We start from the raw sequence: 14,310 nt of genomic DNA on the forward strand, positions 1-14,310 counted from the left end.
GGACATTGGGGGAAGCATCGTGACTCTCGTCTCGTGTCCTGATCTTGCTCCCTGTGCTCCCTCACTCTGGAATGACTCCCGCCCCTGGTGTGGATCACATTCCCGGCATCGGGGCTCACCGGTCCCGCTCTCTTCCCGTTCCAGCGTCATCGCCCCAGGAGTTCGCGAATGCTTCCACGTCTTCTGACACTGACTGCCTGTTTCCTCTTTCTGCTGACAAACTCCCCGCTCCGGGCGGAATTCCGCGCCGGTGCTGTCGCTGTGGATGTGACACCGGAGCAATTCCCCGTCATCGTGAACGGGGGGATTCTCAGCCGCACGGTCTCTGAAGTTACATCCAGGCTGCACGCCCGGGCTCTGGCTCTCGCCGATGGGAAGGAAGAGATTGCGATCGTGGTCGTCGACAGCTGCATGCTGCCGAAAGATTTGATTGATGACGTCAAGCGGCTCGCTTCCATCTCGACCGGCCTGCCGACCGACCGGATTCTGATCTCGGCCACACATACTCACTCGGCAGGCTCAGCAGTGAGCTGCCTGGGGACCGAGGCCGATCCGAACTATGTCCCGTACCTGCGTGCCAAACTGGTCGAGGCGATTGAATCGGCCCGCAAGAATCTGACTCCCGCGAAGGTCGGCTTTGGTTCCGTCCCGGCGGAGGACTTCACTGCGATTCGCCGCTGGATCCGACGGCCTGACCGTGTCGCCAAAGACCCCTTCGGCAATCCGACCGTTCGCGCCAATATGCATGCGGCCCGCAATCCGGATGACGTCGTGGGGGAATCGGGACCGGAAGATCCGGAACTGGCGCTCATTTCCATTCAGTCTTTGGATGGAAAGCCACTGGCGGTCCTCGCCAACTTCTCGATGCATTACTTCAGTGGCGAACAAGGAATCAGCGCGGATTACTACGGACTTTTCTCGGAAGGACTGAAGGCTCGATTGTCGACCGACGGTTCATCCGCAGCGGTTCCATTTGTGGGCATGATGTCTCATGGCTGCAGCGGCGATATCTGGCGTCAGGATTATGCTCAGCCCGATCTGCCGGTGAACAAATTCAACATCAACCAGTTCACAGAAGGCCTGCTGGATCTGGCGCTGCAGGCTTACAAGAACATCGAGTATCAGGCAGATGCCGACCTGGCGATGGAGGAAGCCCGGCTGAAGCTGAACTATCGCGTGCCCGACGAACAACGCCTGCAGTGGGCCAAGGGTGTTGTTGCGGCAATGGGAGATCGCCAGCCGAAAGATCTCGTGGAGGTTTACGCACGTGAGCAGATTCTTCTGCATGAGAAGCAGTCCACGGAAGTCGTCGTGCAGGCCATCCGCATCGGCAACATTGCGATCGCGACATCTCCCTGCGAAACCTATGCGCTGACCGGGCTGAAGATCAAACGTCAAAGTCCGCTTCCCCAGACGATCGTGATCGAACTGGCGAACGGCGGCGATGGCTATATTCCTCCCCCCGAGCAGCATTTGCTGGGCGGCTATAACACCTGGCCCGCCCGCTCTGCCGGACTGGAAGTGCAGGCCGAACCCAAAATTGCCGCAGCAGCCCTCCGACTGCTCGAAACCGTCACCGGAAAAACGTGTCGGCCTCTCGACAGCGGAAAGGCCAACCCGCCAGCTCTGGCAAGCCTCAAGCCTCACGCCTGGTATCGGCTCGACGAGATGTCCGGCCCGCGCGCGCGGGATGCCTCAGGAGCACACCGCGACGGCATTTATGAACCCCGGATTGCTTACTTTCTGACCGGTCCTGAACTGGGAGATGCAACACACGAAAACCGGGCGGTTCATTTCTCAGGTGACCGTCTGCGGTCGCAACTACCAGCCGAGCAGGGGAACTATTCGATCGCCTTTTGGTTCTGGAACGGCATGCCGGTCAACGGACGCGACGTCACCGGCTGGATGTATTCACGCGGCCGTGAACACACGCTGGCTCCTTACGGGGAACACCTGGGGCTCGGTGGGAAATCCGCGTTTGCCGGAAAGCTCGTCTTCGTGGAAGGTACCGGGAAAGAACTCGTCGGGGGTCGAACCGAAATTCCACGTTGGTCGTGGAACCATGTCGTCCTCGTTCGCGAGGGAAATCAGGTCCGCGTTTACCTAAATGGGCAATCCGAACCGGAGATCACCGCCACGACTTCGACCAAGATTCCCGAGGACCTCACGGAGATCTTCTTCGGAGGTCGCTGTGATCATGACTCGAACTGGGAAGGCCGCCTCGATGAAATCGCCATTTTCGACCGGGTCCTGTCCCCGGCAGAGATCAGCCGGCTTCAACCCTCCCCCACTCAACAGAAATAACTCCGCAGCCGCGAAAGAGTGTGCAGTGTTTTTACGACCTTCCGGTGAATTTCGTATCCGGAGTGGAATCTGAAGTCAGGCTGATTTCTCACCTTGCAGAAGAGTTTTTCCCGAAACGATTGCCTCGCAAGAAGAGAAAATCACACCCTGTTCTCCCTCGCTCCCATCCGTCCCACCTGAACTGACCTTGGAGGCCTTATGAGTAGAATGAATCGACGGTCCTTCCTCGAAACTGCCACAGTCGCCGGCTCCTGCCTGGCATTCGGCGGTTTCCGTCCCGTATCCGCCGCCGCTGCGGGCCGGTTGAATGTTGCTGCCGTGGGCGTCGGTGGCAAAGGGGCGAGCGATCTCAAGCAAATTGCCGCCAGTCCCTACGTCGACATTGTGGCGATCTGCGATGTCGATGATTCGGAGGGGATTCTCGGCCGGGCTGCGACCACCTTCCCCAAGGCGAAGCACTACACAGACTGGAGGAAGATGCTGGAGCAGAAGGATATCGATGCGGTGCAGGTGTCGACGCCAGACCATATGCACGCACCGATTTCTCTGGCAGCCATCGCTCTGGGAAAGCATGTGTACTGCCAGAAGCCGCTGTCGCACACCATCTTTGAGGCCCGCGTTATGACGCAGGCCGCAGCCAAAGCGGGTGTCGTGACGCAGATGGGAAACCAGATTCAGTCACATCCGGCTTACCGCACCGCGACGAAACTGGTTCATGATGGAACGATCGGCAAGGTAAAAGAAGTTCACTCGTGGCAGAGCGGTTCACCCGCCTGGCGAAAGTGGAAGGATCGTCCCACAGGGCAGGATCCTGTTCCCGCTTCTCTCGACTGGGATGGCTGGCTGGGTGTCGCCGCAGAACGCCCCTTTGTGAAAGATGCCTACCACCGGTTCAACTGGCGGAACTGGCAGGATTTCGGAACGGGCCAGCTGGGGGACTTCGGCTGCCATATCTTCGATCCGGTCTTCACCAGTCTGAAGCTGACAGCCCCGTTGTCCCTGACCAGCCACAGTACCCCCTTCAACGGCGAAGTCTGGCCGGACGCCGCCACCGTGGAATACATTTTCCCCGGAACAGCACACACGGCCGACTCGACGATCAAGGTCACGTGGTATGACGGCGCTGGCACGTTCCCGCCCCGCGAAAAACTGGGGGTGCCGGACGACTACAAGCTCCCGAACGCGGGTTCCGTCCTGATCGGTGAAGAGGGGGTCATGGTCATTCCTCACTATGCGACACCTCAACTCTTCCCACGCGAAAAGTTCCCGCAGCCGACGGTTTTGCTGGAGAACAACCGCGATCATTATCTGTCCTGGGTCAACGCCTGTCGCGGTGAAGACAAAACGACCTCCGCCTTTTCCTATTCGGGTCCTCTGACGGAAGCGGTCCTGCTCGGCACGATTGCCAACCGGTTTCCGGATCAGAAGCTGGAATGGAACTCCGCCGATCTCCGCATCACCAACGTGGCCGATGCGAATCAGTGGCTCTCCAAGCCTTACCGTCGCGGCTGGGAACTGCCGGTGATTTAGAGCATCTTGGCTGTTGATTGCCCCATCCTCGCCACGCGGATGTCCGCATTTCACCAGACGAAACGCCTGATGCGCGGAGACTGGAAAGAGCACCTGCTCTCCACGTCCCATTGCAGATCGATTCAGGATCTCTTTCCGGAGCGGTAAGGTGAACGCCTCACCTCCGCTCCGGAAGGCTCTCCTCGACACTCTCAGTCGGTCGTCCGGACGCTCCCGGTGCGATATGCTCTCTGCTGCGAGCCCCTCTCCTGTGAAACCAACTCAGCCCTGAGTGGTGCAAGCCTCCGCGGCGGCCACGGTGTCGCCTGCCCGCCCTTGCACCGTGATGGGAAACCAGCAATGAGGAGGGCTGCGCACAATGGAGACTGAATCGATGGACTTGTCAGCATTTCACGACCGGGACAACCTGTTGGCCCCCGCAACTGCATCCGACGGACAGCGGGAGCTCGGGACACTCTGCCCGGTGATGAGCCCAACGGCGTTATCACGTGTTCTGCTTGCCTGCGTCCTGTTTGCCTGTGTCCTGCTGGTGACCTGTGGGTCCGCAGTCTCCGCCGCTGAGCCGAAGCGTCCCAACATCCTCCTGATTTTCTCCGACGACCTCGCCTATCAGGCCATCAGTGCGTACGGGGACCCCCGAAAACTCCTGCAGACGCCCCAGATGGATTCGCTGGCGGCCAGCGGAATGCGGTTCGATCGCTGCCTGGTCACCAACTCGATCTGTGGCCCCAGCCGGGCAGTCACGCTCACCGGCAAATACTCCCATCTGAACGGCTTTTACAACAATTCCAACAGCCGGTTTAACGGAGCCCAGGAGACCTTCCCCAAGCTGCTGCAGCGCGCGGGGTATGCGACAGCGCTGATCGGTAAATGGCACCTCGTCAGCGACCCGACCGGCTTCGATCATTGGGACATCCTGCCGGGACAAGGGGTCTACTACGATCCGCCCATGATCGCGAATGGCCAAAGGTCAAAACGCACCGGTTACACCACCGAAATCCTGACCGATCTGTCGATCGACTGGCTCAAGCAGCGGGACAACTCCAAGCCCTTTCTGCTCATGCTGCAGCACAAGGCGCCGCATCGTCCGTGGGAACCGGCGATTCAGGATCTGGGATGGGATCACGACCGGTTCTATCCGGAGCCTCCCACGCTGTTCGACGATCACCGCGGTCACAGCCGGGCCGTGGCGGAAGCAGCCATGAGCCTCTCCGACCACTTTACACCGGTGGATGCCAAACTCACCCCGTTCAGTGGCGGAAATGCGGAGCAGAAGCGAGCCTGGGAGGCCTTCTACGGTCCCCGCAATCAGGAATTCGAAAAACGGAAACTGTCGGGAGAGGAGTTGGTCCGCTGGCGCTACAACCGCTATCTGCACGATTACCTGGCCTGCGTGAAAGCCATCGACAACAGCATCGGTCGGGTCTTGCAGACGCTGCACGAGATGGGCGAAGCGGACAACACACTCGTCGTCTGCACTTCGGATCAGGGGTTCTATTTGGGAGAGCATGGCTGGTTCGACAAGCGCTGGATCTTTGAAGAATCACTGCGCACGCCGCTGCTCATTCGCTGGCCGGGTGTCGTCCAGCCGGGACAAGTCAACAAGGACATTGTTTCGCTGATTGACCTGCCGGAAACGTTTCTGGAGGCCGCCGGCATCCCTGTTCCGACCGACATGCAGGGAAGCAGCCTGATCCCGCTGCTCAAGGGAGAGACCCCCGCAAACTGGCGCAAGAGCTTTTACTATCACTACTACGAGTACCCTGCCCCGCATCAGGTGCGGCCGCACTACGGGGTCGTCACCGACCGGTACAAGCTGTTCCACTTCTACCAGTCCGATCTCGACGAGTGGGAGCTGCTGGATCGCGAACAAGATCCTCTCGAACAGCGGAACTTCTACAACGACCCAGCCGCCGCGGAGACTATCGTCGCCCTCAAGGCCGAACTGAGAAGGCTGCGAGAAGAGCTGAAGGACACCGACCAGCCACCACGGGCTGCTCATGGCAACAAGCCGTTTCCGACCGAGAACACGGGCCGCAACTGAACGGGCCGCATCGGAACAGGCGACATCGTCGCCGACGCCCGCTTAACGCACGTCTCCAGAATCGCCGCTTACGGAACGGCCCGGTTCAGAAATACGAACGTCCCCAGTTTGGATACGGTCAGAATGTCGGGGCGGCCATCCTTGTTGACGTCCACCACGGTCAACTGCGTCCCGACTCCGGATTGATCATCGATCTGATACGGAACGAAGCGGGTGCTTCCCTGGCCGTCTGACTGTGACCGAAACCAGTAGAGAACAGGGGGGGCCATCGGCTCTTCATCTTTATAAGGCCCGTGAGCCCACATCCGTTTGCCGGTGACGAAATCGTTGCGGCCATCCCCATCGAGATCGGCCAGCGCCAACGCATGCGGCTGTGAAAACGCGACCCCATAATGGGCTTCTTCGCTGCGATCTCCCATCAGCAGGTGGCGCAGGAACAGCCGGTCACCAATGCGGATGGCCCCCTCCTGATCAGCAGCGTCAGCAGCGAGTTGTTCAAACCAGGCCAGCCCCCACGCATGGGCGTGCAGCGACGAAATCAGGTCGATATCCCCATCCCCATCAACATCGTCGAGCAGGATCTGCGCTCCCCCCTTCGATGCCAGTTGTCCCTCATGAAATTTCCAAAGCCCTGCAGTTCCCGGAGGAGGCTGCTCATACCAGCCGTCGTTCAGGACGATATCCATTCGCCCATCGCCATTGACGTCGCCAATCCCTTCGCCGTGGTAAAACTGATTCCAGTCCCGCTGCTCGCCCACGGCGTGGAAGGCCCAGGGAGCTGTCGGCTGTGACCAGTCGGGTGCCAGCCATCCCCATTGGCCCTCCCAGTGACAGAGGAGTTCCGGTTTGCCATCTCCATCGATGTCAGCGAATTCGGGCGACTCACCCCGCACCCGCTCAAACACCCGATGCTTCCGCCACGGCCCCTCCTCTTTCCCCGGATTCTGGTACCAGTAAGCGACATGAAAGTGAATTCGCCCCAGGACGAGGACATCCAGCCAGCCGTCACCGTCAAAGTCATACACGAAGCTGAACATGCTGTCGGAGGGTGACTTCTCCGGCGGAAGCGGCACCGGCGGATAGATCTCGTGGGACGCCTTGAAATCGGGACCGGCGTACCAGAAGGGCCCCGCGACGATGTCGATGTCCCCATCGCGGTTGATATCCCCTGCAGCAATGCCGTCGCAGTAGTAACGGTCGGTCAGCGTCAGTTTTTCAAAGGTAATGGGAGCGAACGCCGGCTCAGTCGCGACAGCGTCCCTGGCCGTCGGCAGGCTGGTCAGTATCCCCACCACCATCAGGCGCATCACGCACGAGCACGACATCGTCAGGTTCCTTCGAGAGCAAGGCAGCAGAAGCAGGGTTCCGCTCAAGCATACCGCTCTTCCGATGGGTTCGCGAGACTTCCCGAGTGGAGGCGCTCCAGAGCCGCGGGATGGTGCAACATGTGCAGATCTCTTTGGGGACGGTGTTCATCCCTTCCCGCCACGTGGAAGTCAGCCATTCCTCACACGAAACGCGTGCTGCGCGGGGACCGACAGGGGCAGAAGCACTAGGGTCCGCTGACCTGCGATTGTGAACGGAAGTTCCGGCCACGATTGATCAGACTCGACTCCTCGTCAATCGGCGTCACGCGCGGTGTCAGCCGATACGTGAAGTCATGCCGGTCCGTGACATGCACGGGTGAAAAGTGATTCGAGAAGAAGTCGAACGGGAAAGTCTGATAGCAGGGACGGGGAACGGGCTGCTGGACCGTCAGCGTCTCGTAGCCCGGCATCGACAACGTAATTTCACGTGTTCCGTAGTACGTAAAATCGGTGGAGACCGGCGTCTGCCCCAACCGCTTTCCATCCACTTCCACCAGTGCCCCGGGAGGATCCGAACGAATGGTCAATCGACGACTGACGCAGCCGGACTGGGCTGCCAGTGCGAAGACGCAGACAGGGATCAGGAGGAATCGACTCAGGGGAGTCATCGGACCGGGACGGATAGGGGGACGCCCGCGGAAGGGGATGGAATCGGTGCGGGCTGGGGAATAGTAACCCGCCAGTCGCCGATCCACCAAGACGACTTTACCCTGAAGCGTAACCTCAGCAGGGGATCTACTTTACATTGAACGAACACAACAGGGCACGACCCCGCTGTCGCTCGCGAAGGGCATCTGAGTCGACTGCCTCTATTTCGTCGGGGCGGGAGGAGCTTCATCCGGGTCCCGCACCGGCTGCGCGGGCTTGTCGGTCTTGGCGGGGGCAGCTTTGTCAGCCTTCGGCTTCTTGGCCTTCTTCGGCTTGGCAGCCGGCTTCTCGACCGCCGCTTTGTCCCCGTCAGTGGGCTTGGCGGCCGCTTCCGCTTTCTTCGCGTCTGCCTTCGCCTCATCCTTCTTTTCAGGGGCTGCGTCCTTCTTGGCCGGCTCTTCCTTTTTCTCCGCAGCGGGGGTCATGGGCTGTTCTTCCGCAGCGGGGGGAATGACGACCACAAGTTTCGCAGCCCGAATGATTTCTACTCCCGGAATCGCCTGTTTGAGAGCGTCTGCACCGGCATCGGTCACTCCGGTTTCCCAGAGGAAGATCCGCTTGAGACTTTTAAGATTCCCGAGGTGCTTGAGCCCGGCGTCGGTCACTTTGGTCCCGTACAGGTTCAGGTACGTCAACTGCTCCAGTCCGGCGAGATGAGCCAGTCCCGCATCACCGATTTCCGTTCGTTCCAGATGCAGTTTTTCCAGAGTTTTCAGCCCCGAAATCTTGGAAAGCCCGGCATCGGTCACCTTTGTTCCCGCCAGATTCAGCCAGACCACATCCGGGAGCTCGGCGACGGCACCAAGTGCCTCATCCGTCACGTTTTTGCTCAGATAGAGCGATACATCGAGCCGCGGGTCATTCGCAGCCAGAGGGAGCACCTGGGCATCGAATTTCTTCAAAACTGCCATCGGCTCAGGCGGCAATTTTGGTTCCGCAGCTCCTGCCGTACCGGCGAAAAGAACAGTGCTGAAAATCAATCCTGCCAAAGCGTTGAGTCGCATGATCGTCCTCTTGAGTCCCCGTTGGCCGGGGTCAGCTGGCCTTTGGTCTTTTCCTCTGTCGTTGAGCATAAACAACCGGCCCGCGGAAGCAACAGAAAGCGACAGAACTCGCCGGTGCCGCACGTCAGGTCCAGACTATTCGATTTCCGCGAATTCCCCCTTCGCACGGGGCCGGTAGAAAGCTGTCCGCAGCAAAAAATCTCCGGTGCGATAGAGTATTTTCCCTGCATTTTGGGCGTTTCCAGGGATTTGACTGCAGCCCATTCGGCGGAACCGCCAAGTCATCACCAAACGCACCAAGCCACCCAGACCATCCATGCCGCTCGACACGCACAGTCTCCTTAACTCTCGCGCGTGACGCAACATTTTTGCAATTCTGCTCCTCTGTCCCAGAAAATATTGAAGTAATTGGCGGCGACCGTGAACATACCTGCATGGAGACACGAATGACCTTTCGCGTCTCCCGGCTGTGGAATCAAGCAACAGGAATCCCCCATGTTCACTCCCGAACTCGCGTGTGTCGACTTTCAAGAATGCAGCAAGCTTCCGCCGAACACGCTCGTTGCGACGGTTTCCATCCTCCGGGAGATCCGGTGTGCTCTCGGTCCGACCAAACTGAACCTGATCATCGGTGATCAGGAAGCGGTGCTGGTCTCCTCCGACCTGTTCGCTGCCTTCACCGCCTGGGAAGAGCAGAATGTCGAAGACGAGGGAGACGCCGGCGATAACAACGCCTGGCTGAACTGATTTCCGCGTCGCTTCCGGTGGAATCTCCTTCGCGATTGACGTGTGCGGATGGCTCGATGAATCGCGAAGACCTGCTGCGACAGACGTTCCTCGAAGATGTCGTCTGGTACGAGGAAATCGATTCGACCAACAGTCGGGCTCTCCAGCTTCCCGGCCAAATTGAAACCCCGTTTCTGATCGGTGCCGACGCCCAGACGACGGGGCGTGGCCGGGGCAGAAATGCCTGGTGGGCTGCCTCCGGGGCCTTGACCTTTTCGGTGGTTCTCGACCCCCTCCTGTTGGGTGTCCAGCCCGCACACTGGCCGGCACTCTCACTGACGGTCGGACTGGCGGTCTGCCTCGCCCTGGAAGAACAGGTGCCTCCCGCGCAGGTTCAGCTCAAGTGGCCGAATGATGTCTTCCTCGGAGGCCGCAAAGTCTGCGGCATCCTGATCGAAACAGCCGCCGGACATCCGGGGCGGCTGGTGATCGGCATCGGGCTCAACGTCAACAACTCCCTCCAGTCGGCCGCTCCAGAGCTGCAGCACACAGCGACTTCACTGTGTGATGTCCTGGGAGAGGCTGCCGATCGCCAGCAGGTGCTGATCTCAATCCTGCAGCAGCTGGAGAGGACGCTGAAATCACTCGGCGGGGATGACCCCGCCCTGCTGCACGAATGGCGTCGACGCTGCTACCTGACTGGCTACACGGTGCAGATTTCCGATGTCGCGGGAGAAACGACCGGACTCTGTCTGGGAGTCGACGGCGATGCCGCACTTCGGTTACAAACGTCGTCCGGACCGAAGCGATTCTTCTCGGGAACCGTACGACTGCTCAGCGATCAGCCAATGGCCTGAGAGGTTCCCGGTAACGCGTGACCTCGTCGCTTGCCTTCCATCAGTCGCACGGATTGTCAGGCAGTGTCACCTCTTGAACGTCGACAGACCGGGAAGCAGACCATCGTGACGACCAAACCGGAAATCCGCCGACAGGTGCGACAGCTGCGTGCCGCATTGCCTGACCGGGAAGAGCGGACCGCACAGATCCTGCAGCGTCTGACGGAGTCTGCCTACTGGAACAAGGCCGCGGTGCGGCTGTATTACGTAGGTGCCCGTGATGAGGTCGGCACCCTGCCTGCTCTGGAAGCCGACCTGAAACAGGGGCGAAGTGTCGTCGTTCCCTATTGTCGGCAGAATGACCTGCTGCTGTCCCGCATTGTGGCAGCGTCAGAACTCTCCCCGGGATCGTTCGGGATTCCCGAACCGTTACCAGGGATCCAGTCGAATCCTACCCGCAATGTCGCCCCGCAGCAGATCGATGCGATTCTGATTCCCGGTGTCGCTTTCGACCGGCAGGGAAATCGCCTGGGCTACGGGCGCGGCTATTACGATCGGCTGCTGCAGCAACTCCCTCCCGCTTGCCTGCGCATTGGACTGGCCTTCGACGTGCAACTTGTCGAGGACGTTCCCGTTGAACCGCATGATGAGCCGGTTCACCTGCTGATCACGGAGAACGAGTGCATCGAGGTTCATTCCCCCAGCAGCCCGAACTTCCCGGGAAGGAAACCCGGATTGCCATGAGAGAGTTTGCGGGTTAGCAAAACTTCTCGGAAATCTCTGCAAACGACATCACCCCCGCAATTGCTTTCGTGAAATCGGTCCGCTGCAGGGGCATATTTCGGCCGGTCGCTGCGCATGTGATAGCGTTGCCTGCTGGCGTGGCAACTGGACGTCAGCTCTCAATACAGTCGAGAGAGGGAGCACTCCATGTTCGGATTCAAGATGTTTGTCGGCGGACTCCTGCTGGGTGGAGCCACTTCGTATGTCGCCATGCAGTACCACGTGATCCGCACCGCTGAAGGACCGGTTATGGTCCCCCGCTCCCATCAAGTTCGTCTGCGCAGTGCCTACGTCGATATCCGCGAGTGGACACCCGCCACGTGGAAAGATTTCCCCGAGGTGACGGAAGCGGTGGTGAAGTCGGGTCGAGGCGAACTGATCGTCAGCCAGACGCTCGACACTCTGATCCCCGGCGAGGTCGATCAAAAATCCGGCAAGTCAACCGACAGCCTGGCACGTCAGGCGCTCGATACTCTGGTACCGATCCGATTCACAAATCCCGCCGGGGCGGTCGAGGCGGAAGTGCTTCCCTCAACGACTGCCGCCGAAACGGCTACCAACCAGCCGTTTGCTCCGCGCGTGGTGACCGCCAGTTCGGCGAGCGGACTCCCCGTCCTGGAACGACCTGTTCCGATTCCCCAGGACGCGGTAGCAACACCCCCTCCCGTCGCTTCGGCTCAGACAAACGCAACCACAACCGTGGTGGCCACTCCCAAGGCCGCACCCGTGGCGGCAACGCCCACCCAAGAACAGAAGACAAAAACACCCGACAGCGCCGGAGAACAGCCTAAAAAATCGGAATGGGTTCAGAACCTGTTCAAGTCGATGCTGACGCCTGCCAAGACCGAGGCTGCTCCGGCCGCGGAAACACAGGCGAGTGTTGCCCCCGCAAGTCCAGCGAAGACACCGTCGATTCCCGTGGCGGACGACTTCTGGGGACGACCGAATCCGGGAACCGCTGGCACGGCGCAGTAACCTCAACCACCTTGCGCGGGAGGCACCGGCCTCACAGCAATCGTTGACGGAGAGTCTCCGCGAACTTCCTGCCGGTGACAGGCATCGGCAGCTCTGCAAGCTCAGACGGGTTCACCCACCGCAACGTTTCATCCCGCAAAGAAATCTTCCCCATAAGTTCTGCCGTCAGACAGAGGAGCCGAATCCGGTAGCGAGTCACGCTATGCCGGAATTCCGTAGCGAGTTCCTCTCCGGTGATCCGCAGAGCCGTTAATTCAAAAAAACGTTCTGCGACTTCCCGCAGCAAGGGAGCCTGCAGTTCAATCTTCCCCTCGTGCGCGGCGGACTCGACCGGAAACCGGGGAAAGTCCCACATCCCTGCCCAACGCTCCTCGGGACCTCGCTGCCGGATCAACAGCTTCCCATCGCGTCGAACAGCGACAGTTGCCTCCACAACCTGTGTGACTTTCGCGCGGGCCGCCTTGCGGGGAATCTCGTCCTGTTTGCCTGCGGCAAAAGCCCGGCACCATCGACTCACAGGACATGCCTCGCAGCGCGGAGCCACCGGCGTACAGAGCAGTGCCCCCAGTTCCATCAGCCCCTGATTGACGACACCTGCTGCCTGCCGAGGCTGCAGCCGCTCCGCAAACTCCCAAAGCAGTTGCTGCCCTTCCCGGCTCCGCGAGTCTCCCTCGTAACCCAGCAGCCGGCAATACAGCCGCAGCGTGTTGGCTTCCACAATAGGAGCCGGGAGATCAAACGCGAACGAGCGGATCGCACCGGCGGTATAACGTCCCACTCCCGGAAGGGACTGCAGCGCCGTCAAATCGTCCGGGAAGCTGCCGGCGTGAATCCCACACACGACCTGTGCCGCGAGCCGGAGGTTGCGTCCCCGGCTGTAATAGCCCAGTCCTTCCCAGTACTGCAGAACTTCTGCCTCCGTAGCGGCCGCGAGTAACTCAACCGTGGGGAAGCGTGCGAGGAAGCGCTCGTAATAGGGGATCACCGCCTTGACCGTGGTCTGCTGCAGCATGATCTCGCTGATCCAGATCCGATAGGGATCGCGCGTCTCCCGCCAGGGGAGCGACCTCCGCTGCTGCTCATACCATTTGACGAGTGCGCGCCGGACGGCACGGGAGGTGTTGGAATCCCAGGGTTCAAGCAAATTCAGCGACATGGGTTCCTGCCGACTCCCCTGCTTTCTCTGCTTCGAATCCGAGAGCAGGTTGCTCTTTCCAGTGCCCGCACAGCCAGCGCGACGCAGGGTGAAATGTTGAGATCCGCGCGGCCAGGATGGGGAATTCAATCATCCAATGTTCTCGTCCTTTCGGAACAGCACACCGCCGCACGGAAAAGCAGAGCGTCGTTCGCGCATAAAAAAACGGGTGACCGCAAAAACGGCCACCCGTGTGAATTCGCATTCGATTACCGCGACAGGAACGCGACGACGGCACCGACGTCGACCCGCAGACTCACGTCATCGACGGTGGGCAGCGAGGTGACGATCGCCTTCAGGTCTTCCTTGTCGAAGTTAATCCAGCTCGCACCTTGATCGGCACCGGTTCCGAGTCCGGCATACATCGCCTTCAGGTTGGAGCGGTTCTTCACGGTGATGACGTCACCGGCACTCACCTGATAGGACGGGCGGTCGACGCGACGACCGTTCACGAGGAAGTGACCGTGCACGATCCCCTGACGGGACTGCGGACGGGTCAGCGTGAAGCCGGCACGACGCACGACATTGTCCAGGCGGCGTTCGCAGAGGATCATCAGGTTGGCCCCGGTGTTCCCCTTCATCCGCTTGGCTTTGTCGAAGTACTTGCGGAGGTTCTTCTCACGCAGGCCGTAATAAAACTTGATCTTCTGCTTTTCGGTCAGAGCAGCGCCGTAGATGCTGGTCTTGCGGCGCTTCTGGGCCATCCCCGGTGGATATTCCTTCCGCTCCAGCGCACGGATTGCCCCCGAATTTTCAAAAACCTGAAATCCGAGACGGCGATTGATCCGCGCCTTTGGTCCGGTGTAGCGACCCATCGACTCTGTATCCTGCAGACTTCATTGACAATATAAGACAACACTTTCCCCACGTCTCCGAGGGGAACGGAACATCATGACGA

General features: G+C 60.0%; 12 protein-coding genes. 7 read left to right on the forward strand and 5 right to left on the reverse strand.

Features of this window, described 5'->3' with window-relative positions; translation table 11 throughout:
• Positions 1–168 precede the first annotated feature (168 nt).
• From SH664x_RS16650 to SH664x_RS16660, 3 genes are all read left to right on the forward strand, one after another.
• Entirely contained in the window at positions 169–2,304 is a 2,136-nt protein-coding gene (locus tag SH664x_RS16650) for a LamG-like jellyroll fold domain-containing protein (RefSeq protein WP_437202791.1), read from the forward strand.
• 207 nt (positions 2,305–2,511) lie between these two features.
• Positions 2,512–3,834 (forward strand): Gfo/Idh/MocA family protein, encoded by a 1,323-nt coding sequence (locus tag SH664x_RS16655; RefSeq protein ID WP_437202793.1) that lies wholly within the window; start codon positions 2,512–2,514, stop codon positions 3,832–3,834.
• Positions 3,835–4,300: 466 nt separating this feature from the next.
• Complete coding sequence (locus SH664x_RS16660; protein WP_437207251.1) at positions 4,301–5,878, forward strand: sulfatase family protein; 1,578 nt, start codon at positions 4,301–4,303, stop codon at positions 5,876–5,878.
• A 68-nt stretch (positions 5,879–5,946) separates the two neighbouring features.
• On the opposite strand, the gene SH664x_RS16665 is transcribed toward SH664x_RS16660, so the two are convergent.
• The 3 genes from SH664x_RS16665 to SH664x_RS16675 all read right to left on the reverse strand — a co-directional run bounded on the left by SH664x_RS16665 (position 5,947) and on the right by SH664x_RS16675 (position 8,804).
• Entirely contained in the window at positions 5,947–7,203 is a 1,257-nt protein-coding gene (locus tag SH664x_RS16665) for an FG-GAP repeat domain-containing protein (RefSeq protein ID WP_437202795.1), read from the reverse strand.
• A gap of 227 nt (positions 7,204–7,430) precedes the next feature.
• On the reverse strand, positions 7,431–7,940 hold the full coding sequence (locus tag SH664x_RS16670; protein ID WP_437207252.1) for a PEGA domain-containing protein: 510 nt from the start codon (positions 7,938–7,940) through the stop codon (positions 7,431–7,433).
• A 114-nt stretch (positions 7,941–8,054) separates the two neighbouring features.
• Positions 8,055–8,804 carry a leucine-rich repeat domain-containing protein gene (locus tag SH664x_RS16675; protein WP_437202797.1) on the reverse strand — a complete coding sequence of 250 codons (750 nt, stop codon included), beginning with the start codon at positions 8,802–8,804 and terminating at the stop codon, positions 8,055–8,057.
• A gap of 588 nt (positions 8,805–9,392) precedes the next feature.
• On the opposite strand from SH664x_RS16675, the gene SH664x_RS16680 reads away from it, so the two are divergent.
• The 4 genes from SH664x_RS16680 to SH664x_RS16695 all read left to right on the forward strand — a co-directional run bounded on the left by SH664x_RS16680 (position 9,393) and on the right by SH664x_RS16695 (position 12,217).
• Complete coding sequence (locus SH664x_RS16680; RefSeq protein ID WP_437202798.1) at positions 9,393–9,644, forward strand: hypothetical protein; 252 nt, start codon at positions 9,393–9,395, stop codon at positions 9,642–9,644.
• Positions 9,645–9,700: 56 nt separating this feature from the next.
• On the forward strand, positions 9,701–10,480 hold the full coding sequence (locus SH664x_RS16685; protein WP_437202800.1) for a biotin--[acetyl-CoA-carboxylase] ligase: 780 nt from the start codon (positions 9,701–9,703) through the stop codon (positions 10,478–10,480).
• 63 nt (positions 10,481–10,543) lie between these two features.
• On the forward strand, positions 10,544–11,203 hold the full coding sequence (locus tag SH664x_RS16690) for a 5-formyltetrahydrofolate cyclo-ligase (RefSeq protein ID WP_437202802.1): 660 nt from the start codon (positions 10,544–10,546) through the stop codon (positions 11,201–11,203).
• A 186-nt stretch (positions 11,204–11,389) separates the two neighbouring features.
• The gene (locus SH664x_RS16695) at positions 11,390–12,217 is read left to right on the forward strand and encodes a hypothetical protein (RefSeq protein ID WP_437202803.1); all 828 of its coding nucleotides are present in this window, start codon (positions 11,390–11,392) and stop codon (positions 12,215–12,217) included.
• A gap of 31 nt (positions 12,218–12,248) precedes the next feature.
• On the opposite strand, the gene mutY is transcribed toward SH664x_RS16695, so the two are convergent.
• Together mutY and rpsD are read right to left on the reverse strand one after the other, a co-directional pair.
• Entirely contained in the window at positions 12,249–13,373 is a 1,125-nt protein-coding gene (gene mutY / locus SH664x_RS16700; protein WP_437202805.1) for an A/G-specific adenine glycosylase, read from the reverse strand.
• Between the two features lie 248 nt (positions 13,374–13,621).
• Entirely contained in the window at positions 13,622–14,227 is a 606-nt protein-coding gene (gene rpsD / locus SH664x_RS16705; RefSeq protein WP_437202807.1) for a 30S ribosomal protein S4, read from the reverse strand.
• Positions 14,228–14,310 lie beyond the last annotated feature (83 nt).

The sequence above is a fragment of the Planctomicrobium aquicomposti genome (assembly GCF_051466325.1).
GTDB lineage: Bacteria > Planctomycetota > Planctomycetia > Planctomycetales > Planctomycetaceae > Planctomicrobium.